At 57.2% G+C, this 25,902-nt stretch carries 27 protein-coding genes; 7 read left to right on the top strand and 20 right to left on the bottom strand.

The features are described from left to right. Positions 1–99: 99 nt before the first annotated feature. Positions 100–1,026, top strand: coding sequence for a LysR family transcriptional regulator (locus PSJE_RS15870; protein WP_043302480.1), 927 nt, complete (start codon positions 100–102; stop codon positions 1,024–1,026). On the opposite strand, the gene PSJE_RS15865 is transcribed toward PSJE_RS15870, so the two are convergent. The 3 genes from PSJE_RS15865 to PSJE_RS15855 form a co-directional block, all read right to left on the bottom strand. Then, positions 1,023–1,385, bottom strand: a complete 363-nt coding sequence (locus tag PSJE_RS15865) for a diacylglycerol kinase (RefSeq protein ID WP_057716147.1) — start codon at positions 1,383–1,385, stop codon at positions 1,023–1,025. The two genes, PSJE_RS15870 and PSJE_RS15865, sit on opposite strands and share 4 nt — an antisense overlap. Positions 1,386–1,460: 75 nt before the next feature. After that, positions 1,461–2,111, bottom strand: a complete 651-nt coding sequence (gene erdR, locus PSJE_RS15860; RefSeq protein WP_090453499.1) for a response regulator transcription factor ErdR — start codon at positions 2,109–2,111, stop codon at positions 1,461–1,463. A gap of 219 nt (positions 2,112–2,330) precedes the next feature. Then, entirely contained in the window at positions 2,331–3,089 is a 759-nt protein-coding gene (locus PSJE_RS15855; protein WP_090453497.1) for a tRNA-uridine aminocarboxypropyltransferase, read from the bottom strand. Positions 3,090–3,278: 189 nt separating this feature from the next. Between PSJE_RS15855 and PSJE_RS15850 the strand changes: the two genes are divergently transcribed. Then, positions 3,279–3,701, top strand: a complete 423-nt coding sequence (locus PSJE_RS15850; RefSeq protein WP_057716150.1) for a PA3611 family quorum-sensing-regulated virulence factor — start codon at positions 3,279–3,281, stop codon at positions 3,699–3,701. Here PSJE_RS15850 and PSJE_RS15845 read toward each other — a convergent pair whose 3' ends face one another. After that, positions 3,702–3,896 carry a hypothetical protein gene (locus PSJE_RS15845; RefSeq protein ID WP_057716151.1) on the bottom strand — a complete coding sequence of 65 codons (195 nt, stop codon included), beginning with the start codon at positions 3,894–3,896 and terminating at the stop codon, positions 3,702–3,704. A gap of 481 nt (positions 3,897–4,377) precedes the next feature. Between PSJE_RS15845 and PSJE_RS15840 the strand changes: the two genes are divergently transcribed. Then, a complete protein-coding gene (locus tag PSJE_RS15840; RefSeq protein WP_057716152.1) occupies positions 4,378–5,496 on the top strand; it encodes an LOG family protein in 1,119 nt (372 codons plus the stop codon). A gap of 45 nt (positions 5,497–5,541) precedes the next feature. On the opposite strand, the gene recX is transcribed toward PSJE_RS15840, so the two are convergent. From recX to PSJE_RS15815, 5 genes are all read right to left on the bottom strand, one after another. Further along, positions 5,542–6,009 carry a recombination regulator RecX gene (recX, locus tag PSJE_RS15835; RefSeq protein ID WP_090453495.1) on the bottom strand — a complete coding sequence of 156 codons (468 nt, stop codon included), beginning with the start codon at positions 6,007–6,009 and terminating at the stop codon, positions 5,542–5,544. Positions 6,010–6,017: 8 nt separating this feature from the next. Further along, the gene (gene recA / locus PSJE_RS15830) at positions 6,018–7,076 is read right to left on the bottom strand and encodes a recombinase RecA (RefSeq protein WP_007996915.1); all 1,059 of its coding nucleotides are present in this window, start codon (positions 7,074–7,076) and stop codon (positions 6,018–6,020) included. An 83-nt stretch (positions 7,077–7,159) separates the two neighbouring features. Then, on the bottom strand, positions 7,160–7,660 hold the full coding sequence (locus PSJE_RS15825) for a CinA family protein (RefSeq protein WP_057716659.1): 501 nt from the start codon (positions 7,658–7,660) through the stop codon (positions 7,160–7,162). Between the two features lie 118 nt (positions 7,661–7,778). Next, a complete protein-coding gene (locus tag PSJE_RS15820) occupies positions 7,779–8,120 on the bottom strand; it encodes a phage holin family protein (RefSeq protein ID WP_057716153.1) in 342 nt (113 codons plus the stop codon). Positions 8,121–8,294: 174 nt separating this feature from the next. After that, positions 8,295–9,029: a LexA family transcriptional regulator gene (locus tag PSJE_RS15815; RefSeq protein WP_090457764.1), complete on the bottom strand. Its 735-nt coding sequence runs from the start codon at positions 9,027–9,029 to the stop codon at positions 8,295–8,297. Positions 9,030–9,530: 501 nt separating this feature from the next. On the opposite strand from PSJE_RS15815, the gene PSJE_RS15810 reads away from it, so the two are divergent. The 4 genes from PSJE_RS15810 to PSJE_RS15795 all read left to right on the top strand — a co-directional run bounded on the left by PSJE_RS15810 (position 9,531) and on the right by PSJE_RS15795 (position 11,624). Then, entirely contained in the window at positions 9,531–9,764 is a 234-nt protein-coding gene (locus PSJE_RS15810; protein WP_090453493.1) for a hypothetical protein, read from the top strand. A 379-nt stretch (positions 9,765–10,143) separates the two neighbouring features. Further along, positions 10,144–10,353 (top strand): hypothetical protein, encoded by a 210-nt coding sequence (locus PSJE_RS15805; RefSeq protein WP_090453491.1) that lies wholly within the window; start codon positions 10,144–10,146, stop codon positions 10,351–10,353. Between the two features lie 372 nt (positions 10,354–10,725). Continuing rightward, complete coding sequence (locus PSJE_RS15800; protein ID WP_090453489.1) at positions 10,726–11,184, top strand: hypothetical protein; 459 nt, start codon at positions 10,726–10,728, stop codon at positions 11,182–11,184. Then, positions 11,181–11,624 (top strand): hypothetical protein, encoded by a 444-nt coding sequence (locus tag PSJE_RS15795; RefSeq protein WP_235863935.1) that lies wholly within the window; start codon positions 11,181–11,183, stop codon positions 11,622–11,624. The genes PSJE_RS15800 and PSJE_RS15795 overlap by 4 nt, the downstream gene beginning before the upstream one ends. A gap of 273 nt (positions 11,625–11,897) precedes the next feature. On the opposite strand, the gene PSJE_RS15790 is transcribed toward PSJE_RS15795, so the two are convergent. From PSJE_RS15790 to PSJE_RS15735, 11 genes are all read right to left on the bottom strand, one after another. Next, entirely contained in the window at positions 11,898–12,290 is a 393-nt protein-coding gene (locus tag PSJE_RS15790) for a DUF3775 domain-containing protein (RefSeq protein ID WP_090453487.1), read from the bottom strand. A 138-nt stretch (positions 12,291–12,428) separates the two neighbouring features. Next, on the bottom strand, positions 12,429–16,496 hold the full coding sequence (locus PSJE_RS15785; RefSeq protein ID WP_235863934.1) for a helix-turn-helix domain-containing protein: 4,068 nt from the start codon (positions 16,494–16,496) through the stop codon (positions 12,429–12,431). Between the two features lie 959 nt (positions 16,497–17,455). Next, positions 17,456–18,250, bottom strand: a complete 795-nt coding sequence (locus PSJE_RS15775) for a DNA adenine methylase (protein WP_090453483.1) — start codon at positions 18,248–18,250, stop codon at positions 17,456–17,458. A gap of 149 nt (positions 18,251–18,399) precedes the next feature. Continuing rightward, positions 18,400–18,942, bottom strand: coding sequence for a lysis protein (locus PSJE_RS15770; protein WP_090453481.1), 543 nt, complete (start codon positions 18,940–18,942; stop codon positions 18,400–18,402). Beyond that, positions 18,924–19,487 (bottom strand): glycoside hydrolase family 19 protein, encoded by a 564-nt coding sequence (locus PSJE_RS15765; protein WP_090453479.1) that lies wholly within the window; start codon positions 19,485–19,487, stop codon positions 18,924–18,926. The genes PSJE_RS15770 and PSJE_RS15765 overlap by 19 nt, the downstream gene beginning before the upstream one ends. A 34-nt stretch (positions 19,488–19,521) precedes the next feature. Continuing rightward, the gene (locus PSJE_RS15760) at positions 19,522–20,571 is read right to left on the bottom strand and encodes a phage late control D family protein (protein WP_090453477.1); all 1,050 of its coding nucleotides are present in this window, start codon (positions 20,569–20,571) and stop codon (positions 19,522–19,524) included. Positions 20,572–20,652: 81 nt separating this feature from the next. Beyond that, positions 20,653–20,859: a tail protein X gene (locus PSJE_RS15755; RefSeq protein ID WP_090453475.1), complete on the bottom strand. Its 207-nt coding sequence runs from the start codon at positions 20,857–20,859 to the stop codon at positions 20,653–20,655. Further along, a complete protein-coding gene (locus PSJE_RS15750; RefSeq protein ID WP_090453473.1) occupies positions 20,834–21,679 on the bottom strand; it encodes a phage tail protein in 846 nt (281 codons plus the stop codon). The genes PSJE_RS15755 and PSJE_RS15750 overlap by 26 nt, the downstream gene beginning before the upstream one ends. A 9-nt stretch (positions 21,680–21,688) precedes the next feature. Then, positions 21,689–24,631 (bottom strand): phage tail tape measure protein, encoded by a 2,943-nt coding sequence (locus tag PSJE_RS15745; protein WP_090453471.1) that lies wholly within the window; start codon positions 24,629–24,631, stop codon positions 21,689–21,691. 150 nt (positions 24,632–24,781) lie between these two features. Continuing rightward, positions 24,782–25,375 (bottom strand): phage tail assembly protein, encoded by a 594-nt coding sequence (locus tag PSJE_RS32225; protein ID WP_167362850.1) that lies wholly within the window; start codon positions 25,373–25,375, stop codon positions 24,782–24,784. 20 nt (positions 25,376–25,395) lie between these two features. Next, positions 25,396–25,899 carry a phage major tail tube protein gene (locus PSJE_RS15735; RefSeq protein WP_090453467.1) on the bottom strand — a complete coding sequence of 168 codons (504 nt, stop codon included), beginning with the start codon at positions 25,897–25,899 and terminating at the stop codon, positions 25,396–25,398. Positions 25,900–25,902 lie beyond the last annotated feature (3 nt).

The raw sequence follows: 25,902 nt of genomic DNA, 5'->3' as shown, positions 1-25,902 counted from the left end.
GCAAAAAAAGCCAGCTCTGCGCAATTGCATCGCATTCTAAAGGCAGAGACAATATCTGTTAAATGGATTATTAAGATAAGGGTTATCGGTTATATCGATATGCGATTTACTCTCCGTCAACTTCAAGTATTCGTCGCCGTCGCCCAGCAGGAAAGTGTGTCCCGTGCCGCGGGCCTACTCAACCTCTCGCAATCGGCGGCGAGCACCTCGATCACCGAACTGGAGCGCCAGTGCAGCTGCCAGTTGTTCGACCGTGCCGGCAAACGGTTGAGCCTGAACGCCCTGGGCAAACAGCTGTTGCCACAAGCGGTGGCGCTGCTGGACCAGGCCAAGGAAATCGAGGACCTGCTCAATGGCAAATCCGGTTTCGGCTCGCTGGCCGTGGGTGCGACCCTGACCATCGGCAATTACCTGGCCACATTGTTGATCGGCAGCTTCATGCAGCGCCACCCGGAAAGCCAGGTGAAGCTGCATGTGCAGAACACTGCCAATATCGTGCAGCAAGTGGCCCACTATGAAATTGATCTGGGTCTAATCGAAGGCGACTGCAGTCATCCGGACATCGAAGTGCAAAGCTGGGTCGAGGACGAACTGGTGGTGTTTTGCGCCCCTCAGCATCCGTTGGCCAAGCGTGGCACGGCCACCATGGAGGAGTTGAGCCACGAAGCCTGGATCCTGCGCGAACAGGGCTCGGGCACGCGGTTGACCTTCGATCAAGCCATGCGCCATCACCGCACTTCGTTAAACATCCGGCTCGAGCTTGAGCACACCGAAGCGATCAAACGCGCGGTGGAGTCTGGTTTGGGGATTGGCTGCATTTCCAGGCTGGCTTTGCGCGACGCATTTCGCCGCGGCAGCCTGGTGCCTGTCGAGACGCCGGATCTGGATCTGGCGCGACAGTTTTATTTCATCTGGCATAAACAGAAATATCAGACCTCGGCGATGCGCGAGTTCCTCGATCTGTGCCGCGCCTTCACCGCCGGGGTTCAGCGCAGCGACGAGATCGTGCTGCCGACGATCGCCTAGAGCAGAATTACCGCCCACACCAGGGCAATCATGCTCAATGCCACGGCCTGGGCGGCACTGCCCATGTCCTTGGCATTCTTGGACAGCGGGTGCCGCTCAAGGGAAATGCGGTCGATGGCCGCTTCCACGGCCGAGTTGAGCAACTCGACGATCAACGCCAACAGGCATACCGCGATCAACAACGCCTGTTCGACCCGGCTGACATTCAGGAAGAACGACAAAGGAATCAGGATGACGTTGAGCAATACCAATTGCCGAAAGGCAGCTTCACCGGTGAAGGCTGCGCGCAGGCCGTCCAGCGAATAACCGGAAGCATTGAGAATACGTTTCAGGCCGGTCTGGCCTTTGAAAGGTGACATAGAGTGGGCAACTGGCAAAAAAGAAGTGGGAAAGCTAGTTCAACCAAAGTCAAAAAAGCGTGAATTTGCCAGCCTTTAATGGCTGGAAATTGACTCAAGTTGTTGCAAGAGCAGCGCGGCCTGGGTCCGGGTCCGCACATTCAGTTTACGGAAAATCGCGGTCACGTGCGCCTTGATAGTCGCCTCGGAAACACTCAGCTCGTAGGCGATCTGCTTGTTCAGCAAGCCTTCGCAGACCATGGTCAGTACCCGGAATTGTTGCGGGGTGAGGCTGGCAAGCCCTTCGCTGGCCGCCTTGGCTTCATCCGAGACGCTGACCGCTTCGAACGCCTGTGGCGGCCAGAACACGTCGCCGTCGAGGACCGCCCGCACGGCTTTCTGGATCACACTCAAGTCGCTGGATTTGGGAATGAAGCCACTGGCGCCGAATTCACGAGACTTGACCATGATGGTCGGTTCTTCCTGGGCCGAGACCATGACCACCGGAATCTGCGGGTACTGCCCCCGCAGCAGGACCAGCCCGGAAAAACCGTAGGCCCCCGGCATGTTCAGGTCCAGCAACACCAGATCCCAGTCGGACTTTTCCGTCAGGCGGGCTTCCAGTTCGGCGATGCTCGCCACTTCCACCAGACGGACATCCGGGCCAAGGCCCAGGGTCAGCGCTTGATGCAAGGCACTACGAAAAAGTGGGTGGTCATCGGCAATCAGGATTTCGTATGTGGCCATTTTTCAAATGATCCTGTTTTTCATGGGACGCCCGATGCATTCGGACCTCGCCAAAGCACCTCAAGGCACAGCCACGCAGCTGCACTGACAAGGTACGTTCAGCGCAAAAAAACGGCGCCGAAAACTCCGGCCGCACCCTAATCGGCGCCAAGCATGCCCAGCGAAACCGGGGTGGTCAAGCAGCATGGCCGGTACACTTTATTGCAGTATGCGCGACAATCAGTCCATCAATGGCGTGACCGGCTGAACATAAGGCATCAACTCGGCGTGCGCCGGGGTCGAAACGTTCATGTCCAACTGATGTTTGGCGTCGAGGTAATGCTGACTGAACACATCGAAGTAGGCATCCAGCGCCGATGCCGCGGCGACATCACCTGCAAGGTCAAGGCATAGCGCCGCCACTTCCGCCGTGCACAGATGCTCGCTGCGGGTCGAGCGGCGCAACCGGTAGCGGGAGAGTTTCTCCGGCAACAGGCTGAGGATCGGCAGTCGATCGAAATAGGGGCTCTTGCGAAAGATCTTTCGCGCTTCAGTCCAGGTCGCATCCAACAGAATGAAAAGCGGGCGCTTCGTGCCATCGACGTCCACGCTGTTTGTCACGCGCTCAGGTTCGACGTACTCACCCGGAAACACCAGGTAAGGCTGCCATTGCGGGTCGGACAACAGCGCCAGCAACTTCGGATCAACCTCGGTACGGGACCAGATGAACGCATGGTTGTCAGGCACCACGTCGGCAATCAGCCAACCGGTGTTGCTCGGTTTGAACACCTCCTTGTTGGTCATGATCAGGCAAACGCCGGAGCGGGTAGCGACCTGCGGACGCCATGCACACAGACAGTGACTCTCGATCACCCGGCAGTCACGGCAGCGCGGCGCACGCCAGCCGCGGGCCTGAATCGGCTTGATGCCCTCCTCTTCGCGCTGATCGCGCAAGCGGGCCACGGCATTCAAGGCAAAGCGCGCGGGGGTATGACTCATCGCGGGCAACGCCCACAGAGAAGGGAAATCGACACGAAAAACACTCGACAGGGTAAAAAGTGCCAGCAGTTTACCAGACCGCCCGGCGCAAGCCTGTACCGTCCAGCTAGCCTCCCCTATAATTCGCCGCCACTGAACGCACAGTCACGTGACGGGTCAAACCCCGCATCACTGAACCAGGAGAGTTTCATGCTGCGCCTTATCGTTCCTACCGCGGCCATTTTGCTGGCGTCGTCCTTCAACGCCCAGGCTGCGTCCTTGAAAGACACGGAACTGAACAAAATGCTGCAAAACGTCGCCACCCAAAGCAGCGTCGGCACTCCTCGAGCGATCAACGAAGACATTCTCGATCAAGGCTACACCGTTGACGGCAAACAGCTGATCAACCATCTGAGCGTGCAAAGCAGCCACGCCGACAAGATGCGCGCAGATCCAAAAGCGGTTTACTTCCAGTTGGGAGCCTCAGTCTGCCGAAACGAAGGGTTTCGCAAGCTGATGGCCAAGGGCGCGATCATGCGTTACGACTTCACTGAGGTGAAGACCAACCGCCCGGTCGGTTCCGCAAGCTTCCAGGAATCGGACTGCCTGCAACCTGCCAAGAAGAAAAAGTAATCACCTGGAGTTGGCGCGCCGTTGTTCATCTTCGGCGCGCAGTTCCGCCAGCAGCGCCTGCAAGTAATGCGAACGACGCTCGCCACCGCGCAAACGTCGGCAGCACTCCTCTTCGAGACTCAAATGATGGGTCTCGGCCGATGACTTCAGCAATCGATACAGTTGCGTATCGATCTCCAGAACGACTCTGGCCATGGTTTCCCGCCTCCTTGCACTTCACTCATGTTTGAGCAAAAAATCCTTGAACCGCTTGTATTGCGCGCCTTGCCGTTGACGCAAAGTTGTCGTGTCGCACCTGTAACTTAGTAAATCAGAGTGCAGCACACGCGACGTGCGTTCAGACGAGCGGTGAAAGCACATTGCAAATCGTCAATAAGCGGTTGCCAGGAAAGACTTTGAGGCGCAATGATCAAGGCAGCGCAAATCACTGTGAAGGTCTAGATTTCAGGGTATCCACTTTCACTTTTTCAGGCCTGGAAAGGGGCTGGCCGTCGCTTGTCGTGTTATGCGAACGTTTCTTTCATCCAAGGGAAAACAGAACCTGTTTGGATGATCCGATGCCTTTCGGGTCAAGTAGGTCGCCCAGGCATGGGCCTGGGCAGACAGCGACACATGAAGTGTCGTGGCACCGACGTACATTGTCGGGCCGAGGGTTCTGTGCAGAAGGAGAAGTTGAATGCCTTACCAACCGAACGATCTCCTGAGCCGTCATTTTGAAGAAAGCGGCCACGACCTTATCAGCAAGGTCGAAGAACAACTCAAGCTGATTTCACCCAACAGCCCGAACATCCCGATCTACCGCGACATGATCCTGACCGTGCTACGCATGGCCCAGGAAGACCACAACCGCTGGAATGCCAAAATCACCCTGCAGGCCCTGCGCGAACTGGAACAGGCTTTTCGCGTGCTCGAACAATTCAAGGGACGGCGCAAGGTCACTGTATTCGGCTCGGCCCGAACCCCCATGGAACACCCGCTCTACAGCATGGCCCGGGAACTCGGCGCTGCTCTGGCGCGCTCGGACATGATGGTCATTACCGGCGCCGGTGGTGGCATCATGGCCGCCGCCCATGAGGGCGCCGGACTGGCAAACAGCCTGGGGTTCAACATTACCCTGCCCTTCGAACAGCATGCCAACCCCACTGTCGACGGCACGACCAGCCTGCTGCCCTTCCACTTCTTCTTCACCCGCAAGCTGTTCTTCGTCAAGGAAGCCGATGCCCTCGTGCTGTGCCCGGGTGGCTTCGGTACGCTGGATGAGGCGCTGGAAGTACTGACACTGATCCAGACCGGCAAAAGCCCATTGGTACCAGTGGTGCTGCTCGACACGCCGGACGGCAAATTCTGGCAAGGCGCACTGGACTTCATTCACCAGCAACTGGAGGAAAACCACTACATCCTGCCCACTGACATGAAGCTGATGAAACTGGTCTACAACGTCGAAGAAGCGGTAGAGCACATCAACCAGTTCTACAGCAACTTCCACTCCAGTCGCTGGCTCAAGCATCAGTTCCTGATTCGCATGAATCACACACTCAGCGACCACGCACTCGAACACATGCAGGAGGCATTCGCCGACCTGTGCCTGAGCGATCATTTCCATCAGCACGCTTACAGCGGTGAAGAACACAACGAAGCCGAATTCAGCCATCTGGCGCGGCTGGTCTTCAACTTCAATGCCCGCAATCATGGCCGCCTGCGCGAGCTTGTGGACTACATCAACCTGCCGGAAAACTGGGCACAATCAAAACCCCAGGTACAACAACGCACGCGGGAGCCGTCAAAGGTTTCGTGAGGCATAAAAAAACGGCCCGCTATCTAAATAGCGGGCCGTTTCAGTTCAATCGTCCATCCCTCGACCGCTGAACAGGCGGTTGATCATTTCCATGGAGTATCCCCGATACGCCAGGAACCTGCCTTGTTTGGCTCGCTCTCTGGCGTCTGCCGGCAATTGCCCGGAGAACTTGCGTCGCCAGGTATCGATCAATTGCTCCTGCCAATCGATACCGCTCTCACGCAGGGCGAGTTCAATATCGGTGCGCTGCAGGCCACGCTGGCCCAACTCTTCACGAATGCGTAAAGGGCCATAACCGGAGCGGGCGCGGTAGGAAACGAAACTTTCCAGGTAACGGGTTTCGGACAACAGCCCGTCTTCCGTCAACCGGTCGAGTGCTGTTTCGATCATTTCAGGGAGGGCGCCGCGCTGACGCAGTTTACGCGTCAGCTCGACACGACCGTGCTCGCGTCGTGCGAGCAGGTCCATTGCGGTTCGCCGCACCGCGACGAGTGTATCGAGTACGGCGGTCATCGCTTCGATCAGATATCAGCGTCAGCCAGGTCGTCTTCGGTCTCTTTGACCGCAGAAGCTTTGGCGTCCGCAACCGATGCAGGCGACAGCAGCTTGTCACGCAGTTGCTTCTCCAGCTTTGCCGCGACTTCCGGATTGTCTGCCAGGAACTTGGCCGAGTTGGCCTTGCCCTGACCGATCTTGGTGCCTTCATAGGCATACCAGGCACCGGACTTCTCGACGAAACCGTGCAGAACACCCAGGTCGATCATCTCACCGTTGAGGTAGATGCCCTTGCCGTAAAGAATCTGGAACTCGGCCTGACGGAACGGCGAAGCCACCTTGTTCTTCACAACCTTGACGCGGGTTTCGCTACCGACGACCTCATCACCTTCTTTCACCGCACCCGTACGACGGATGTCCAGACGAACCGATGCGTAGAACTTCAGTGCGTTACCACCGGTGGTGGTTTCCGGGCTACCGAACATCACGCCAATTTTCATACGGATCTGGTTGATGAAGATCACCAGGCAGTTGGCGTTCTTGATGTTACCGGTGATTTTACGCAGTGCCTGGGACATCAGACGGGCTTGCAGGCCCACGTGCATGTCACCCATTTCGCCTTCGATTTCAGCCTTTGGCACCAGGGCGGCCACGGAGTCGACGATGATCACGTCAACCGCGTTGGAACGCACCAGCATGTCGGTGATTTCCAGGGCCTGCTCGCCGGTATCCGGCTGGGAAACCAGCAGGTCGTCGACGTTGACGCCCAGCTTGCCGGCGTACTCAGGGTCGAGGGCGTGTTCGGCGTCGACGAATGCGCAGGTCGCGCCGGCTTTTTGAGCCTGGGCGATCACGGACAAGGTCAGCGTGGTTTTACCGGAAGATTCAGGACCGTAGATTTCAACAATACGGCCTTTTGGCAGACCGCCGATGCCGAGAGCGATGTCCAGCCCCAGAGAGCCAGTGGAAATGGCCGGGATCGCCTGACGGTCCTGATCGCCCATACGCATTACGGCACCCTTGCCGAATTGACGTTCGATCTGACCCAGGGCCGCAGCCAAGGCTTTCTTCTTGTTGTCGTCCATTAAAGTCCTCACGTAATCAATAAGGCCTGACGGCCAACACCTGTATAAGTAGCCAGTATTATTCCACAGCGTTTCCGGATCGCCTACCCCTGATTTGAGATTTCTGCCGCGGCATAGCGCAGCAGCCCCTCTAGCGCGGCCTTCACCGTTTGTCGGCGGACGTCATCGCGATTACCCGGGAAGTGCTGCCGCTCGCAGAACACCTGATCTCCGACGCCCCAGGCCAGCCACACCGTGCCAACCGGCTTGTTCGCCGTTCCGCCATCCGGCCCGGCGATGCCACTGACCGCCACGGAGAAATACGCGCTATTTTTCTCCTGCGCCCCCCGGACCATCGCCTCGACCACCTCGCGGCTGACCGCGCCCACGGTGGTGAACAACTCCACCGGTACATTCAGTTGCAGGGTTTTCTGTCGGTTGGAGTAAGTGACATAACCGGCCTCGAACCAGGCCGAACTCCCGGGGATACGGGTAATTGCCTCGGCGATGCCTCCGCCGGTGCAGGACTCCGCCGTGGTGACATGGGCATTGAGAACCTGCAGGCGTCTGCCGAGTTCGGCGGCGAGCTGGGTGATTTCGTTCACGGTCATCTCCTGATCGGGCGGGATGGGGTTAACCGTACACGAGCAGACCGCACTTGCAAGCGACAGGAACGATCAAAATGTAAAGAACCGGAGGCTCTGGAAAAGGCCTGTCGGAGAATCAATCTTCCACGTCACCAGAGGGGGTATGGCCGATCCCCATGCGCTTGGCCAGCCAACGCTCATACAACCCCAGAACGACGTCTGTCCCGGCCATCGCCGCTAAACAACCACCCGCACAAGCAGCCCAGATGGAAACATTGGCAGCGTGCAGCAGCATGATGACCGAAGCGCCGCAGATCATGCTGGATCCAGACCGCAGGCTCAGGCGTCGGACAAGGGACCAGCCACGAACGCCCTCTTTTTCGGCACGCCACATTTCACCGGCAACGCCACCAAGGATTGGCAGGCTGATGACCAGCCACAAAGGCATGTCCAGCAATGCATATTGCTCAGCGGTCATTTCATGCCTCCTTGAGTGAGTGATCACAGCGCATTCTTTAATAGTCAGGCAGCAACATTATGCACTTATGCATATTCAGTCAATGCACAAACGCATTATTAAAAGTATACCCAATGCTTTCAGCACACGAAAAAAACCCGCTCGGGAAGCGGGTTTTATCTAAACGGATGAGTGTTAGCGGGCGTACATACCCCACCAGAAGACATGTCCGAGGATTACAATCGGCTCCTCCTGGATCTCCTGAAAGGTGTAATCTTCGTCCGGATGCTCGTCACGGTTGAAGCTGCGCAAGCGAATGCCGGTCGGCAGGCGATAGAGTTGCTTCACCCGCAATTGGCCGTTGTGATTGATTGCATAAAGGTCGCCGTCAACGATATCGCCAATGCCGCACTTGCCGGCATTGACCCCGACCGTGGCGCCGTCGCGCAGCACCGGCAACATGCTGTTGCCCCGCACTGTCACGCATTTGGCCTGGTCGAACTGCACGCCGTTATGGCGCAGGCTCCGCTTGCCGAAGCGCAGGCTAGAGCGCTCGCTCTCCTCGATAACGAATCTTCCTGATCCCGCAGCCAATTCAACCTCGCGAAGAAAGGGGACCGACACCTCGTCGTCATCGACAGGGGTATCGTCGTCCCACAGACTTATATCCTTGAGTTCCGAATGCATAGGAGCACGCCCGGCATTGGCGGCAGACGAGACGTCCGCGCGGCCACGCAACTGGTCGGTGCTCAAGGCGAAATACTCGGCAATCTTCGAAACATGTTTATCCGAAGGATCGACGATCTTCCCGCTGAGAATGCGCGAGAGCGTGGATTGAGGCACGCCGGTGCGACGGTGAAGCTCCGTGGGGGAGATCCCGTGCTGATCGAGCAATGCCCTTAATACAGTAGATACGTTGCGCTTTTGCATAACACGCATAGTGCTTGCACTTTTCGAAGAAGACAATGCCGATTCGCATAATCGATGCATAACATGATTTTTGCATCGTAAAGGATGTCACCCGGCCGTGGCGCCTGCGTCGGGCGGACCGCCCATGGTAACCTTGCGCCCATCGCGGAAAAGCCCGGCCGTTGCCCTGCTTTTGCCCCACCTCTTTCAACGAGCTTCCTGACAATCCGATGAATAAAGCCGTCTCCGACCTGTCCTCCCACACCCCGATTGTGTTGGAGTATTAATGCGGAAAAGCCCTACAGCCCCGTAAATAAAGGGCTGTAGGGCTTAATTGACATCTCAGCGTTTACGTCCATTTGGCATTAAATGGCATTGATTGGCGTACGATTTGCCCCATTTTTGCCCCACCATGACGCTCTATTCCCCCCCGATTAGCCGAGCCGTTGGCTGATCCTAAGGCGCTGGGGTGGGTGGCTACTGACAGACTATAATCCTTGGACTGGCAAAAGGAGTTTGTCGATGAAGAGCGATAAAGCAATGAAAGAGCTACGCGCTCTGGTCCTGGCGAATAACCCTCGGATGACTACTGCCGAGCTCGACTCTCTCACAGATATCCAGGTGCTAGTTTTGGTCAGAAACTCGATCGTATGGGATGATCGGGCTGGCGAAAAAGATGAGCATGAATTAGAGCAGATGAGGGCCTTCCTTGATCACCTCATCAAGAAGCAGCGCTCCAAGCCTCCCCAGCATTGATGCAGGCAATCGGTTGTCGCCTCGCCTGCTGACACTGCCTACTGTAGAGCGAGCCGATCCGGATCATTCCCTACTTGGTCTACCTAACGTTCGAACGATGATGGATTGGAACAATTTACGGACATGCACCAACAAATAAAGGCTAAGAAGGCGATCAAAAAAACACCTGTACCACTTTCGTACCAGTGATATTCGCCCACCATTAAATTCCGTCTTCTCTCTCCCTCGTGTAGCAAATTTTAAGCAACCGTTTTCGGCTCCAATCCCAGGCACTGTCACAGCTGTCCTATTTCCCTGGACACTGTCTTAGCCCGCCACCAAGTGACTCGTTGGATGAGTTTTCAAGCTGCTACGCTTTCCTTCTCACGGAGGAATCGCGATGCCCAATTCAGACCTACTCCCCTCTCTGCTGTTCAAGATCAACGAAAACCAGCTTGCCCTGGAAGCCGCCATCATGGAACTCACCAACTGGGTCGAGCAGCGTGGAGCCGCCGATGTTGCCGACAACGTGCGTGCCGCTCTGGAAGCCATCGACAAGAATGAAGAGTTCATCAAGATGACACTCGCGGTGATGATGACACCGGAGTGACGGTCAGATATCGGCCAAAAGCAGACACTGGCCAGACACACACTGCTGTAGTAGCGTTGTGCCCAAGCCTTCATTGAATACCATGACAAACGACCGGCCTCATGCGTGACGTATAACACCCTTGTACCTCCACCGAACCGCTGTAATGTGCAGCCTAGACAGGGATAGGCGAGAGAGTGAGGAATGTTATCCACCACGCCCGCAAAAGTAGCAGTGTCCATTGCGTATCCGCCAATGAGTCAATAAGGCCCTCGCTCTGCGTCGAAAGCGGCCACTCTGCGACAGGGAGTTTCAAGGGCCATCAAGCTACAAAATCAAGTGCGATTCAGATAGGTTCGGACCTCGATTTTTACCAAATCTATGGAGTGGATAATGACGAGCGAAAATAGAGAACTGAGTCCGGTTCTTCACTCGCAAATAAAGAAATTCAGTAGTGACGGAGATCTGCTGGCTGAGTCAGGCCGCTTTGAGGAAGCAGTAGCCCAATATAACAAGGCGTGGGCATTAATCCCTTCCCCCAAAAATGATTGGGAGGCTGCAACCTGGATCCTGGCGGCTATCGCTGACGCTTGCTTCTTATCCGGATTTACGACCTCCGCTCGCGAAGCTTTGCAGTACGCAATGACTTGCCCTGGCGGGATTGGAAATCCTTTTTTGCACCTGCGTCTTGGACAGGTTTTGCTCGATGATGGTCAAGATGACCGCGCAGCAGATGAGCTGATGCGCGCATACATGGGAGCTGGCCAACAGATTTTCGCTGCGGAAGACGCCCGCTACCTGGCTTTTCTCAAAACACGTGCTGATCTTGACGCAGAGGTGAAAAAGCGATGAAGCGGATTTCCCGGTTGTTAGCCGTGTTATGGGTGCTATTCACGCCTCACATTTTTGCCAATGACGCTGAAGGCGTACGCCTGTCAGACGAAGCTACAGACATCAATCACACCATGCGCAAGGATGCAGTCATGAGTCGCTACGAAGGCAAACCATTTCTTAAGCTATTGGATTTCTACGTTTTAAAATCCATCGGCAGGATTGAGCCAGAGCAATTGAACGCCTTGGCTCAACTGGAGCCCAAACTACGCGAGACCTATGCCACCCAAGGAACGTGGTTTGAAATAGTCGCCGAGCAGATGGATCTTCCAGATGAGCTTCCCAGCCATATCAACGCCGCGTGGGATTCCTATTCCAAACACATGCAGCAGAAGGGATTGACTGCTGACCCAATGGAGTTCACCTACCGATTTGTAGATACCAACCTGATCGCTAATTAAGTCGTTCGCTTTTGGGCTGGCCTCGATCATGCGACCGGCCGATTCGGGCCGGCAGTAGCCATATTCGAGGGGCACCTTTGGGTCGAATGCTGTCATCGGGAAACCCAACAACATGGATAGGGATTCGAACCCCTTCCGGCCACATTCAGGGCCGCTGTGGGCCACTAAAATAAGGAAAAAAAACTTCGCCTTCAGCCTATAGCGGTACGTGGCGGCCTCTAGTTTGCCCTAATTTTGCCCTAAAACTGGAGAGGCTCTACGTGGTTACCTTGCTTAAGCGAGGCTCTTCAGGCCCTCTTTCAGGTAAAGATGCAAAACTAGATCCTTCTCAGCACAGATACGCGTCAGCTCCTCTGCTTCTCGATTTGAGAAATCATCAACCTGCGTCTGAAAAGCGTCCATCACCTGGCCTTTATCGTTTTGGTCGTCAATGTAATCCCCTCGACCAACGTACATCAAAGCCACCAGCTCCACCGCCTCTGCTTGCGAGAGGGTATCTAGCTCATCAAGCAAAGCTTGCCGCGGCTCGGATGCTGGAGCCAGAATCCGATCAATGAAATCATCACTATCGTAAGCAACCCCAACCGCTTTGGACTGATCAAAATTGAAACTAGCCTCAGCAAGCTCAGCGATGTGTTGGGCTTTTTCGTTTTTCAGGTAATTCATGGCTGCTCCTTCGTTATCGCTTTGGGCAAGTGGTAATCGGTAATCGGTAATCGGTAATCGGGGCCGGAGCTGAGGCACAATGCGGTCCATGGCAGCCCTTATTTGGCCCTAAATCTTTTCCGCATCCGTACGCCTGGTTTAGTCATCTTCATCCTCTAAAGCTTCCTTTGACTTTCGTTGGCGCGCTATTGCATCGCGCGCTCTCCGAAGTAGTCCGTCATACAGTTCAAATGCGGGCTCTACGCGACTGAGCGCCTCAAGCATCTTCACGCAGTGCTGTTCTTGCCGGACATCCTCTGGGAACGGCTCACCAGCCACTCCTCCTCGAACAGCAGAATATACTGACGCCTCGATTGATGAGCGAATAGCATCTAGCGCTTCTTCGCCAATGAGTTCTGCCGCATTGAGGATGTCACGGATAAACTTTGGATGATCATAGATAAAGGTCGGCTGACTTTTCCGCAGTATTCTGGCTACGAGCGTGGCATGTGTTTGCGAACCCGATGACATCCACGCAAGAAGTAGATCAAGCAGCAGCTCGTCATAGTCACCGCAAAGGCCGGCAATTGCGTCGCCAAAACCCCGCGTCCCCCGAGTATCTGCCGATTCATTGAGCGCCCAGTCAAGTAGCTCTCTTATTAGACGTGGCCCGGCCTCGATACTCATGAGACTAAGGCAGTTTTCGTTGCGCTCTTTACTTAGAGGCTTATAAGACCAATCTTTTCGACGCGCCGCCTCGACAAGACGCGCCTTGACCAGCGCTACGACAGCTGAAGGGTCCTCTTTGATTGACGATGCGAGGAAGGACTGAACCCAGTAGTCGCCAAGCGCCTTCATCACTACAAGCTTACTCAAAAGCTCGCCTCGTCTGCTATCGATGTCGACTTTCGGAATGGGTGTCCCGCCGGCGATCAACATGAACATGTCGTGAGTCGCCGCGGTATTCACTTCAAAATTTGCCGAGCAAATGAGCTCGACTGCCAGAGCTGGATTTTTAGCAGCCACCTGGCGCGCCAGATTAGACGCGGCGAACAGTACGTCCGCATCATTAGACTCAAAGATGCGCCTGAACAGGGCAACCTCTTGTGGAGTGTATGACCGTGACGATTCAAACCTGGCGTATGCCTCAGCGAGTTGAGCCAATACTTCAGTGGAGCCCTCCGAGCGACCTACATAACCCATCACTAACTCTGAGTACCCAGCTTCAACAGCCACACTCAGAGCCTTGCCTACATTTGGGGCGAGATGACCGACTTGGCCCTCGTTGTTTCTGCGAAGCAATTCGGCAGCAAGGCTTGGTACGGAACTGAGCAGATGATTCACGAGCAGGAAGGGAGAGCCGTAGCCATTGAGGGCTACGCTCTTAATGTCCTGCAAACAGTCATTCAACTCATCAAACAAGCCCCCAGCATCAGGGAACGCAGCCATTAATTCAGTCGTCAGGATTACGCGATCGCTCTCATGCTCCTCACGGTTAAGCGACTGGCTGCGCCTCCAAGTTTCCGAGCCCCAGCCGTCGATAAGCGCCCGCATGAGTCGAGTCTTCAAGTCTCGGTTTAACAAAGCCATGATGGCGCGCGCATCGCCAGATGTCTCAGACCCACCGTAAAACGCATGCCAAGAGATGGACTGCGCGAGTCGAACCAACACGACGGGCGGCAAATACACCTCTCGCAGTACGACTTGAAGCTTCTGCAAGAGGCCCTGGTGCTCTCGCGTCCATTCTTGGTCGGAAGAGTCACCGTGCATTGGACCGCGCAAGGCTTGAGCTATTGTCTGTGCGGCGAGAAACGCTCTTCGAGGTGGGCCTTCACGCAAATACTTGAGCAGTGCTTCCGTTACCTCATCCCTAACGATTTTTGCTGCGCTCAGGGAAAGCTGATGACGGGTGATAGTTAAGGTCACGCGATTGTAACTCGTCGACTCAATCTCAGTGCCCAGCGCTCCCTCAAGGATGGTGAAAGGCGTATGAGCCGAACTGAGCGAAATAGGCCTTTCCAGGAGCGAAAATGCGAAGCGAACAACTTCGCGCACGTACCCGATCGGTTTGTTCAACTCAAACGTAGCCAATTCCGTAAGGATGCGGATGCCGTGACTCGGCTGCTGATTCAGCGCACGGACATCGCTGCGGCCTGCGGTCCAAAGTAGGGAACATGCTTCTTGGAGGTGATCGTACGTATATGCTGCATTACGCACCATGTTGCACACAGCCGAGCTTTCACCATGCTTTTCGTTGATGAGGCGTTTCGCGAAGTCCAGCGCAAACCTGGGCTGGTAGTAGGCAACCGCCTCGACCGCTTCTACATGTGGGTTGTTGTATTTCGTGCCCCAACATAACTTGGGGCTGAGACTGGTCAATAACGCGCTGTCGTCAGTCTTTCCTTCGCGTAAGCGCCAGTCCAGCCGACCAAGATTAACAAACAAGTTTTTCAGGTGGTCGGCGCCTGCGAGATCGAAGACCGATGTAACGAGCTCGTTCGCCTTGTGATCCGCATCAAGATAATTCGAACGAATGATTTCATCTGCCAACAGATCTGGAGCAAGCCGCGAGCGGACCCCGCGCTTGAATAAAACGCCTGCATCCCCTAACAACCGCATCAGCCGACTCGCGTCTGGTGCCTCAATCCCTTCGACCGTTGACAAGATCTTAATGAGACCCGGGTCATCCGGAATTATGGGCTGAAGTAGCGCAATAACCCGCAGCACCCCCCTGAGTTTCGAAACATCCTGCCCCGAAACCAAGGTGACCGCGATAACGTCCTGTAGACTGGCCAACACATAGGTTTGAAACTCTTCTGAATTGCCCAGCAACGTCATTGGAACATCATCACGCGCGACCAACTGCGCCGCCAAAACTGTGACCAACGGCGTTGTGAACGTAGCACGGGCGATTTCGGCAGCGGCTGCCAGAGGACCATTGCACTCGGCGAGAACTGATTCAGCTAATGCTTGCGCTTCATTTCGCGTCTGCTGATGCAAATCGACAAATTTAACCAACGATCCCGAGAGGCTTACATCAGCTGCTTGAAGGCGAAGTCTTTCCTTTCCATAGGGACGAAGTGATAAAAGCAACCGAGTTCTATTTTCCGGCACAGCCGCGTACCTAAGGAGGATGCCGAGATCTTCGCGCTCGTGAGCATCATCGACCACAAGTAGCGTCACTCCACCGAGGCTGTCGCGTAGTTTGTCCAGATGGTGAGCCTTGACGTCTTCAGTAGGCGACACAAATCGGACCAGCAGCGTGGTGCTCTCAGTTATTTGCTTAGTGACTTCGCGAAGCACACGACTCTTTCCAAACCCTGGAGCCCCGACAAGGCAGGTTAGGAGCACAGACTCATCCTTCACATAGCCCACAACCTGCGAAACCTCTGCGTCGCGGCCAACAAGTGCCCAACAGTGGTTGAAGAAGCGGTCGGAAACTAGGAACGGCTTGAAGAAGACCTCTGCTGTCTGGATCGGTCCAGGCTCATCAACTCCTAATAGATCTAGTCGCTGACCGCTGAAGTAACGGTCGACCAAATCCAGGCGGTCGGACATCGCGAGATCATGAAACTTTCGGGTGATATCCTCTCGGTCCCACAACTCCCAGTCAACATGGACAGCCATTGCATCGCGCGCCATAGGGCTCGCGACGCTGGACAGCAATAGAACCTTGAGATCCGCGGCGTAAGTCTGCTCAGCCACGGCGGTGTGGACTTTTTGGGGGCCAAATTCATTAACGCGCTTGCATTGAAATGAATAGATCCCGAATGAGCCAGTAGCGACGATGTCGATGCCATGTTGCTTATGCCCTGTACCCCCATAACGATTAACTTTTCCACCAAAGGGTCGGTATAGGCGGTCCAAAAGGGACGCGCAGAAGCTTTCAAATGTATCCGGATGCAGAGCAGAGAGCGGCAGCGGACGGTCATAGGAGGTGGCCGTTTCGATGCGAAGATCCACCTTAGCTGTCTTATATCCCGCAGCGATTAGGAGTTCGTTTTCCTTAGCTCCAACCAGCCTCTCCAACGAGGCAATGTCACTGGATCGTGGGCGGGCAACCCCTTTCTCCCAGCGACTCACTGATTGCTGGGTTTTCCCGAGAGCTGTGGCCAGCTCTTGCTGCTTAGGGAAACCCGCCGCCATGCGGAGCCGAGCCAGCAGTTCGCCGAATTCTGCGTAGGGTATCGATTTAGGAGTTGCCTTCATTTTCTTGTACCAATTCATGTACACACACAAAAGTGTACCACAAAAAATATCAGCAGCACGCCATCTATACACGTGGTTCACAGAGCGATGCGTTACGTAGAGCCGCATAGCGAACGACTTTACCTCCCGAATTCGCGAGGCAATGGTCGGACCCAGCCACACACAAGGAGCGCTCCGAATAGATGGTCTTGCTCTAGAGTGAGCCGCCTGAGGCGTTCGAGTGGTTCAAGGTCGACCGGACCATTGGCAATGTGCGAAATCAAGATCCAGATTTGATACGGCTGGCAGAGGACGTGTCCGAGGGCAATGAACTGTTTTAAGTCGCCGCCAGTGTTTTCACTTTTCTTCGAGCGCGGACTGGAAAACCCCCGATCCGGATGATCCTCCCCCTCTTTGCTAATACCTCACTTCGTCATTTCGTCATTTCGTCATTTCGTCATTTCGTCATTTCGTCATTTCGTCATTTCGTCATTTCATTAATTCGTCATTTCATTAATTCATTAATTCATTAATTCGTTAATTCGTTAATTCGTTAATTCGTTAATTCGTTAATTCGCTAACTCGCTAATTCGTTAATTCGTTAATTCGCTAATTCGTTAATTCGCCACTGAATTAATATGCTTTCAATATTATTTCAATATACAAACCCTCGATACATATCCATCAAACTGCTCAGCATCCGTAGCCCCCATACACCCTCAGCCCGAGGGCACACTCCGTACATACACCCTTTGCCCTAGGGCACAGCCCACAGGGCAATTAAAATCAGCCCTCTTGACGAACGCCACAAATTGAAACTAAGGTGTTATCCACCTAACCAATACAAGTAAGGCATCACGGCGCACTCAGTACGCCGCACTTCTAATCAACTCGAGAAAGTCAATGAAGTTCATTAGCTCTGCACGACTGTGCCTAATTCTTGCCATTGAGATTGTACGGCTGCTTCAATTTTTTGCTAAAAAATTCTTTGGTGATAACTAAAACAACCCGCCTAATGCGGAAGGTAGCCAGTTCATGACCACTAGTTCACCACTCACCTCGGCTTTCCCCTGACGCTGGTTGGTGTTGCAATAGCGAATGTCCAGCATTTCAAAATGAAAACCCTCGAACACACGACGAATATCCGGGTGATCGTTGATGCTGACCATCACTTTGCCTTTGCACCGCCGCATGAAATCAGCCATCCGCTCGTAGTTTTCGAATGGAAAGTCCACGCCATAGCCGGCGGTCTGCCAGTAAGGCGGATCCATGTAATGGAAGGTGTGGGCACGGTCGTAGCGCTCGGCGCAATCAAGCCATGGTAAGTGTTCGACGTAAGTGCCGGACAGGCGCTGCCAGGCAGCCGAGAGGTTCTCCTCGATCCGCAACAGGTTGATCGCTGGGCCAGTGGTGGCGGTACCGAACGTCTGCCCGGTGACCTTGCCGGCGAAGGCATGGTGCTGCAGGTAGAAGAATCGGGCAGCACGCTGGATGTCGGTGAGGGTTTCGGGACGGGTCATCTTCTGCCACTCGAACACCTGGCGCGAGCTCAGCGCCCATTTGAACTGGCGCACGAATTCTTCGAGGTGGTTCTGCACGACGCGATACAACGTGACCAGATCTCCATTGATGTCGTTCAGAACTTCAACGGGCGCAGCCTGGGGTCGCATGAAGTACAGCGCAGCACCACCGGCAAAGACCTCGACGTAGCATTCGTGGGGTGGGAAGAGCGGAATGAGGCGGTCGGCCAGGCGGCGTTTGCCGCCCATCCAAGGAATGATGGGAGTAGACATAGAGTGCAAGACCTTTACTGTATGGATAAACAGGTGCTAGGCTCGCCGCGCTTCGTGCACGGAGTAAGAGCCTTGGCTGGACTTGCAGGGACGATCTGCAGGGACGGCGGCCGGGCTGGATGTTGACGCATCCAGCCCGGTCGCTCTTTTCACTTCGGTGTTGAGACTTCTTTGGCGTAGGCCTGACAGGCCGCCAAGGCGATCAGTCCTTGGTCGCCGGCATCGGTGATGCCGATAATTCGTTGAGCATGCGCTGGGTCAAGTTGGGCTCTTGTGGGGCCATGAACCACGCCGCCGGGGGCGGTGGTGGCTGACATTGCGCAGCCGCTGGCTGAATCGGTGGCGTCGAGTAGGACTGACAGGCGCACATCAGCAGTGGCAAGGCGGTCGCGCAGGCGACCTTGATCACGTTGGGCATCGCTCAATGCTCGGTAATGGTTTTGTTCGCTGACCGAAAGCCGCTGCTCCAGGGCCAGACGTTTGTCCTGTTCGGCCCGCTGTTGCGCGGCCGAGGCTAAGGCCAGTTGATTGAGAGTGTCGGTATGCAGCTGGGCCTGTTCGGCGAGTTGCTTACCGTAGCGCCAAGCCTGGACCTGCCAGGCCAACGCGGCAGCACTACCCGCGACTGCAACCAGTAGGCTGCCGACTACCAACACTCGGTACGGCGCAGGGATCAGGTCGACGAGGCGCATAACACCGCCCTCGCCCGCTCCCACAGCTGCAGTCGATCAGCCAGACCATTGAGGCCGCCGTTGATCTTGCGGGTGATCGCCTCGAATTCGTCCCGATCCGCCAGCGTGTTCAGTTCACGGATCCACCAGAACCACGCCGCTGACTCGGCAGCCCATTGCGGCAGTTCGAGTAGCTCAGGGTTGCGCAGCAGGCGTTCATCACCGAACAGCGCCAGGCTGCAGCGTAGGTAGTTGCTGTGGCCGGTGATCTGAATCAGGCCACGACCGCGATAGCGCTGACCATCCCCATCCGTTTCCGGGGTGTTGCCCAGCCTCACCGCCAGATTGCCGGTGTCGTATTTGCTCAGGTACTGATCGCCACCCAGCTCACGTACGTATTGCAATTGACCCGATTCGTGCCCGACCTGCGCGAGGAACGCGGCCTGACGTTTCGGCGTGTTGATTTGTCGGTGGGCCATGGCCACGTTGAGCGCGGATACGAAAACGCCCGCTTGGCGGCGGGCGTTGGGCATGATGCGTTGGAGTTGTTGCTCAGTTAACGTCATTCGCTTGCTCCTATTGCTGTGACGGAGGACGCTGCTATTGATTCAGCTGCACCACCTTCAGGTCTTGTGGTTGTTTTTTCTTCTTGCCTTTGGCCTTGGCTTTGCCCTGCTTGCCACCGTTGCACTCCACCGTGGTTGACCAGCCGGACTGGGTGTAAACCTGTTCGACCGAATCCGTCAGGTACTCACCGTCGAGCCCCTCCTTGAAGCCCTGGGCATTGATCGATCGTTCGGCGAAGATGTCCGTGCGCCCGGGCATCTCCAGACGCACACCCGCACCGGAGCGATTGAACGCGGCCAAGCGGGCCTTGGCGGCCGCCTCGGCAGCGGTTTTGTTGGGGTAGATATGCCGGTCGGTGTGCACCGCCGGCAGGCCATCCGGTACGTCGTCGTTGTCCAGGGAGACCACCACCAGCTTTCCGTTTTTCTTGTCCTGATGTTTGGTTGCCACCGTCTTGTGTGCATTGCGATCACCCAGACGAAACTGCCAACGGCTGACATCGCTGCGCGTCAGGGTGATGGCGCCGAAGGCCTTGCCGCTTGCGCTCTGCCCGCCTTGACGCGGCATCACCAGCAACTTGCCCTCGGCCACCTTGGCGGTGCAGTCGTACTGCTTGGCTAGACGAGTGAGGAAATTGAAATCGGACTCGTTGAGCTGATCCGCCCGGACCACTTTGGTGGCCACCGGACACCCTGGCTGCCAGCCGTTGCGCGCGGCAATGTCGGTCACGATGGTCGACAGCGGCACGTTTTCCCAACTGCCACTGCGAATGGTTTTGCCCGTGCCGCGCATATCGCTGGCCTTGCCCTTGATCACCAGCGTGTCCGGTGGTCCCGAGACCTCGACCTCGTCGACCACGTAGCGCCCCATGCGGGCCAGCGACGTTTCGGCGTAACCGAGGTAGACCTCGATGGCACTACCACGGGACGGCAACGTCACCTGGCCATCGCGATCATCGATGCGCAATTCGAACTCATCGGATTCCATCCCGGGCTTGTCCAGGGTGCGCAGCTGAATCAGCCGATCATTGATCAAGGCCGTGATATCGGCGCCATTGGCGACGATGCGAAACCTAGGAGTCATGGAATTTTTCCAAAAAAAACCCGCACAAGGCGGGTATGAAAGTAAGGAGCTTGAGTTATCAAGCGGCACGAGTGTAGACCATCAATCCCATAGCGTGACCTGTTCCTGTACCGGCGTAGCCAGATCCGGCAGGGTGATCACCACGCCGGCGCGATAGGGTTGCGGCTCATCGGCCAGGCCCTGATTGGCATCCAGCACCGCCTCAACACTGCCCACCAAGTGGCCATAAAAGTTATGGCAGATGGTGTCCAGCAGATCCCCATCAGACGTTCTGCATGTCGTCGCCATAGCGTACAAACTCCAGAGTGAATCCTTGTTTACGCGGAATCCCGCCGTGCATCAGCGCCCCCTGCTCTTCCGAGATGGTCTTCAGGCACCAGGTACCCATGACATCGCCATACCCCGTGGTCAGGGTTAACGGCTTCAATTGCGCGCCAATGCTGCGCAAGGTGTCGAGCTGCTTCAGCCCGCCCTTGAAGCCCGGGTAAATCGTACCCTTCAAGGTGATTTTCTCTTCACCGATGCCCACCGCCTGCTGCGCCGGCCGACGCGACAGGCGCTCTTGCGAGGCCCAGCGAAACTCGGTCGAACGTGACAGCTCGTCGAAGGCCGCCGTGTCCAGATTGAAATAGTACGGCTGCGCTTTGGGATCCTGCGGTTGAATGATCAACAGGTGTGGGAACGGCTTCACCGCTTCGGGCGCCGGCGTGGCATCGGTGGCAAACGCACTGGTGGGCACGATGTTGGCCAGCGACGGGCTGACCTTGCCGGCGATCTTGTTGATCGCCGTCGCCGCCTTACCCGCCTGCTCCTTCAGCGTGCCCATGCGCTCCTGCACTTCCGCGGCGGCCCGGGTAGCCCGCCCGTAGGTGGCCACCACCTGCCCAACCTTGGCTTGCGCCGCATTCACCCCGCGCATTACCCGCTGCAGCTTGGCGCCGATTGCCGACCCCACGAACGGAATATTCTCCAGCTCGGACGCGGCACCGGTAATTTCACTGATCGCACCATTGACCGGGCCGAGCATGCCGTCCGCACTGCGGCGTCCGGACTCCCCGGCTTCGACCAGGTACTTGAGGCCAGCCTGCAATTGCTCCATGTAAGCCATGGGTTCTCCTTACAAGTGGGGTTCATCGAACAACTGGCTCGACGCGTTCTGTTTCGCAGCGTCGGCCATCATTCGCTGCATGTGCGGCATCAAGTCCTGAGCCAGACGCTGCGGATCCTTGACGTCGCCTTGCACCGTGACCGGCATGCTCAGTGAGTACTGGAACTGCTGCTCCACTTTGGTGGGTGCTGGTTTCACTGGCTCTTTGGGCTGAATCACCACCGCTGCTGGTTTCCCCGCTGCCGGCGTCGCCAGTGCGCGGGCGACGTCACCCAAGGCCGGGGTGGGCGGTGCAGAACTGGACGCCATCAGTAGCGCGCCGGGCTCGTTCGCCCCATTGAAGGATCGCCCCATGCTGGCCAAGCTGGGCACCACCGGCCCCGGCCGAGGCGCCACCAACAACGGTGTTGCCGGTGCTGCGGGCTTTTCTTCCTCGCCACCAAACCACGATTTGCCCACGACCCCACCCAATGCGGTGCCGCCCATGCTGCCCAGATACGCACCGACCAAGCCACCAATCGCGGTACCGATGATGGGCACCACCGAACCGATGGCCGCCCCGGCAGCGGCGCCGGCCATGGTGCCTGCCAGCGAACCCGCTGCCGCACCGTAACCTTCGGCTTTTTGATCTTTCGTTTCGGCATTCAGGTAAGTGTCGACGGCCATGCTTCCCGCCTCCAACAACGAGCCGCCCGGGATCACTTTGCCCACCTTGCCGACCTTCCCCACCGTTCCCGCCACAGCCGCCACTTTGGCCATGACCCCCCCGGTTGGCGGCAGCGGTACCGGTGGACGCGGCACGGGCACCGGAGGTCGCGGCACGGGCACCGGCGCTGGTGTCCTAGGCACGGACATTGACGGTCGCGGTACCGGTGTGGCCGGTCGAGGCGCGGGCACCGCCGGACGGGACGGACCGCTCGGCCTTGGCGGCGTGGCAACCCGACGCCGCCGCGAGGCAGTGCGAGGCGTCCCGCGAGCCCGACGACGATTCTCAAACGGTCCCCCGCCACCGCCGCCCATGGCCGCCGCGTTCACCACAAACACCTTCCTGACGCTGCCGTCTTCCAGACCGGCTTGCACCTCACCGTCGCCGGTGGCCTCCTTGGCGAGCGACACCACCTTGAGGCCGGTCGCCACCAGATCGAGACCACCGGTTTTCTTTCCCTCCTGTCCGTCAGCGGTGTCACTGGCCTCGGGCGCCCCCTTGAAGGCCGCGACAGCCTTCAACCCCGTCTCGACCAGGGACAGAGCCTTACCCGCTTTGCCCTTGGGCTCTGCCACTGTGCCGACACGGTCTCCCTCCAACGAGTTGGTGACAAAGACCTTCTGCACCTCGCCGGACTTGCCTTTGCCCAATGTCCCACGCGCCAGATTGAGCAATCCCTTGCCGATCTTGAACGAGCTAACTGCTGTCTGCAGCGCGAGCAATCCACCCCCGACCGCCGCAATACCAGTGACCACACCGGGCGAACTGTCCGCCAGCGCGGTGATGCCTTTAGTGAGCTTGGTCAGGCCTTCGACCACGGTATCCGTCACCGGCCGCAGGGCATCGCCCACACTGCGCATGGCATCGTCCATCGACTGCGCCATTTCCGCCCACTTCTGTGACGACGACTCGCGCCGCTCGGCGAGGTTTTTGTCGAGGATGCCCGAGGCTTCGCGCGAGTCGTTTTTCAGCTGGCTGTACAGCGCCTTGTTCTGCAGGTAGGCCGAAAGTGCGGCCTTGACCTGCATGTCGGCGAACAGGTCGCCGGTGCGCAAAGCCTCCTCCAGCGACGCCATCATGGCCTTGGCCTTTTCCGGATCCGCCTCCTGGCTGATCTTCGAAGTGGCTTCGGCCATCAGCGCCGCCCGTTTCGGATCGGTGGCCTGAATGTACTTCTGCGCCAACGCCATGCTCGACTCCAGCGTCGACATGCCGTTCTGCAACCCGGTCTGCATCGAGCCCTTGTAGTCGATGCCGGCCTTTTTATAGGCCTCCACGGTGTCGGTTGAACCGATCTTGCCCATCCAGTTTTTGAGGTTGTTCGCCGCCTCATCGGCGCCGCCAGCAGTTTTCATCTGCACCTGCAGCATCGCGCCCAGCTGCGTCACCGCGTCCATGCCGGTGATGTTCAGGTTGCCCATGTTCGACAGCAGTTCGGGAAACCAACGGGCCATGTCGACCGCCTCGAAGCTGCCAGCCTGCCCCTGAAAGGCAATGGCTTCGAGTGCCTGCTGCATCTGTTTGGCGTCGGTGATCTTGGCATTCTGCCCCAGCGCGTTGATCATCTTCGCCGTGTCGGCGCCGTTCGAGCCCTGGCCCACGGCAAACTTGGCCGCGACCGGCGCATATTCCAGCGCCTTGGCCAGGTCCATCCCGGCCCCGACCAACTGGTTGACCACGTCGGCGACGTCATTGCGCGCCATGCCGGTGTCGCGCGAAGTCTCGATGATCTTCTGCGATACCTGCTTTTCTTTCGGATCGTTGGCAATCCCGGCCTTGATCGCGATGTCACGGACAATGGCCCCGAAGTCGGCACTGACTTTGGTCGCAATGCCCACCGTTGCCACCCCGGCCACGGCCTGACCGACCGTGCTTTTCATCCCGGCTTTGCCGGCATCGATCTGCTGGTAACCCTTGGCCTTGAGTTCCGCCTTGTTCGCGGATTGGCCCAAAGAGCGGTAGGCCTTTTCCAGACGACCGACCTCGATGCCCTGTTTCTTCAGACTGTCGAGGTTGGAATTCAGGCGACCCAGCAGTTTGGACGCCCCTGCGGCGCCGCTGTCGTGGGCCTTTTTCCATTCATCGCGCAGGCGAATTGTGTCGCCAATGGTGCGCTGCAGCACCCGCGCCTTGTTGCCTTCCGCTTCCAGGCGCTTGATGCGCCCGGTGACCTCATTGAACGCAGTGCCGACCGTAGGACTGACGGCCCCGCCGATCACCAACCCGAGGGAGAGTTTGTTCGCCATGTCATGGCTCCCCTGTGCAGAGCATTACCGGAAGCGGCTCAATCCGTGAGCCACCAAACCATCTCGGAAAACGGCATCGACTGAATCTCGGCGGCGGAGAATCCGGTGTCCGCCGCGAGACGTTTCGCCACCATCTTCATCACCCCCGGATCAAATCCCGTCGTCTTGCTCCAGGCGAAAATAACCGGCCTGCAGACGGTTGTAGTCCACCACTTTCAGGCCCTCCAGATCGGCGATAGCCGCACCGGCCAGTTCGGCGAACAGCACCAGTTCGCGCTGCTCATCGTCACCGCCGGCCGTCCGATCCGCGGCGCGCACTTCGCGTACCGTCGGCGAGCGCAGGGTCAGTTTGTCGATCTGCACGCCATTGACCTCGCTCGGGCGCGACAGGCTGACCACCGCATTTTCGGCGGTGACCGACAACCAGGCCGGGAGCGATTTCGAATAGTCGGCGTGCGGCACCAGGTTCGAATAGGCCGCCTGCAGACGGCGATAGTCCACCACCTTCAGGCCTTCCAGATCCTTGAGACCCGCCTCGGCCAGACTGGCGAACAGCTGCAGCTCGCGCAGTTCGTCATCGTCACCGGCGGCGCGGTCAGCGGCGCGGACTTCGCGCACCAGTGGCGCACGCAGTACGAGCGTATCGACCTTCACCCCATTGACCTCGCTCGGTCGCGAGAGGGTAACCACCGCACGGTCAGTGTCGATCGACAGCCAGGCCGGCAGCTTATTTGCAGTTTGCATGGTCATCCGGTTCTATTCCCTTAGAGGCCGAGTGCGGAGCGCACATCGGCAAGCTGGTCTACGCCATCGATCACCTGAATGCCGGCGATCATGTCGATTTCGTACATCACGCGGCCATCGATTTCGAGCTTGTAGTACACCGGCGCGATCGCGTGTTTGATCTCCGCCGGATCACCGGCCTTCCAATCACCGAGGTCGACCTCTTTCAGCAGCCCGCGCAGGGTCGCCACGACCGCCGTGACCGTACCTTTGTGGCCACGGAAGGCACCACGAAACGACGCGTTGAACGCCGAGCCATCGGCCAGACCGAAGTGCTTGAGCGACTCGCGGCGCACGCCCTTGGTGACAAAGGTCGCTTCCATCTTTTCCAGGCCCTGGGCCATCTCGATGGAACCGGCCATGCCGCCGGCCCGGTACTCGTCGGTTTTCACCGTCAGCTTGGGCAGGGTCAGGCTCGGCACGTCGCCGGCAAAGTTGACGCCGTCGACGAACAGGTTGGTGTTGAACAGGGTTTGAGGAATCATGCA

This window comes from Pseudomonas jessenii (assembly GCF_002236115.1).
Taxonomy (GTDB): domain Bacteria; phylum Pseudomonadota; class Gammaproteobacteria; order Pseudomonadales; family Pseudomonadaceae; genus Aquipseudomonas; species Aquipseudomonas jessenii.
This window is presented reverse-complemented; position numbering and strand designations above follow the sequence as displayed.

Coding starts and splice junctions, on each gene's coding strand:
- PSJE_RS15870 (WP_043302480.1), top strand. CDS start 100: ATGCGATTTACTCTCCGTCAACTTCAAGTATTCGTCGCCGTCGCCCAG.
- PSJE_RS15865 (WP_057716147.1), bottom strand. CDS start 1,385: ATGTCACCTTTCAAAGGCCAGACCGGCCTGAAACGTATTCTCAATGCT.
- erdR (WP_090453499.1), bottom strand. CDS start 2,111: ATGGCCACATACGAAATCCTGATTGCCGATGACCACCCACTTTTTCGT.
- PSJE_RS15855 (WP_090453497.1), bottom strand. CDS start 3,089: ATGAGTCATACCCCCGCGCGCTTTGCCTTGAATGCCGTGGCCCGCTTG.
- PSJE_RS15850 (WP_057716150.1), top strand. CDS start 3,279: ATGCTGCGCCTTATCGTTCCTACCGCGGCCATTTTGCTGGCGTCGTCC.
- PSJE_RS15845 (WP_057716151.1), bottom strand. CDS start 3,896: ATGGCCAGAGTCGTTCTGGAGATCGATACGCAACTGTATCGATTGCTG.
- PSJE_RS15840 (WP_057716152.1), top strand. CDS start 4,378: ATGCCTTACCAACCGAACGATCTCCTGAGCCGTCATTTTGAAGAAAGC.
- recX (WP_090453495.1), bottom strand. CDS start 6,009: ATGACCGCCGTACTCGATACACTCGTCGCGGTGCGGCGAACCGCAATG.
- recA (WP_007996915.1), bottom strand. CDS start 7,076: ATGGACGACAACAAGAAGAAAGCCTTGGCTGCGGCCCTGGGTCAGATC.
- PSJE_RS15820 (WP_057716153.1), bottom strand. CDS start 8,120: ATGACCGCTGAGCAATATGCATTGCTGGACATGCCTTTGTGGCTGGTC.
- PSJE_RS15815 (WP_090457764.1), bottom strand. CDS start 9,029: ATGCAAAAGCGCAACGTATCTACTGTATTAAGGGCATTGCTCGATCAG.
- PSJE_RS15810 (WP_090453493.1), top strand. CDS start 9,531: ATGAAGAGCGATAAAGCAATGAAAGAGCTACGCGCTCTGGTCCTGGCG.
- PSJE_RS15805 (WP_090453491.1), top strand. CDS start 10,144: ATGCCCAATTCAGACCTACTCCCCTCTCTGCTGTTCAAGATCAACGAA.
- PSJE_RS15800 (WP_090453489.1), top strand. CDS start 10,726: ATGACGAGCGAAAATAGAGAACTGAGTCCGGTTCTTCACTCGCAAATA.
- PSJE_RS15795 (WP_235863935.1), top strand. CDS start 11,181: ATGAAGCGGATTTCCCGGTTGTTAGCCGTGTTATGGGTGCTATTCACG.
- PSJE_RS15790 (WP_090453487.1), bottom strand. CDS start 12,290: ATGAATTACCTGAAAAACGAAAAAGCCCAACACATCGCTGAGCTTGCT.
- PSJE_RS15785 (WP_235863934.1), bottom strand. CDS start 16,496: ATGAATTGGTACAAGAAAATGAAGGCAACTCCTAAATCGATACCCTAC.
- PSJE_RS15775 (WP_090453483.1), bottom strand. CDS start 18,250: ATGTCTACTCCCATCATTCCTTGGATGGGCGGCAAACGCCGCCTGGCC.
- PSJE_RS15770 (WP_090453481.1), bottom strand. CDS start 18,942: ATGCGCCTCGTCGACCTGATCCCTGCGCCGTACCGAGTGTTGGTAGTC.
- PSJE_RS15765 (WP_090453479.1), bottom strand. CDS start 19,487: ATGACGTTAACTGAGCAACAACTCCAACGCATCATGCCCAACGCCCGC.
- PSJE_RS15760 (WP_090453477.1), bottom strand. CDS start 20,571: ATGACTCCTAGGTTTCGCATCGTCGCCAATGGCGCCGATATCACGGCC.
- PSJE_RS15755 (WP_090453475.1), bottom strand. CDS start 20,859: ATGGCGACGACATGCAGAACGTCTGATGGGGATCTGCTGGACACCATC.
- PSJE_RS15750 (WP_090453473.1), bottom strand. CDS start 21,679: ATGGCTTACATGGAGCAATTGCAGGCTGGCCTCAAGTACCTGGTCGAA.
- PSJE_RS15745 (WP_090453471.1), bottom strand. CDS start 24,631: ATGGCGAACAAACTCTCCCTCGGGTTGGTGATCGGCGGGGCCGTCAGT.
- PSJE_RS32225 (WP_167362850.1), bottom strand. CDS start 25,375: ATGCAAACTGCAAATAAGCTGCCGGCCTGGCTGTCGATCGACACTGAC.
- PSJE_RS15735 (WP_090453467.1), bottom strand. CDS start 25,899: ATGATTCCTCAAACCCTGTTCAACACCAACCTGTTCGTCGACGGCGTC.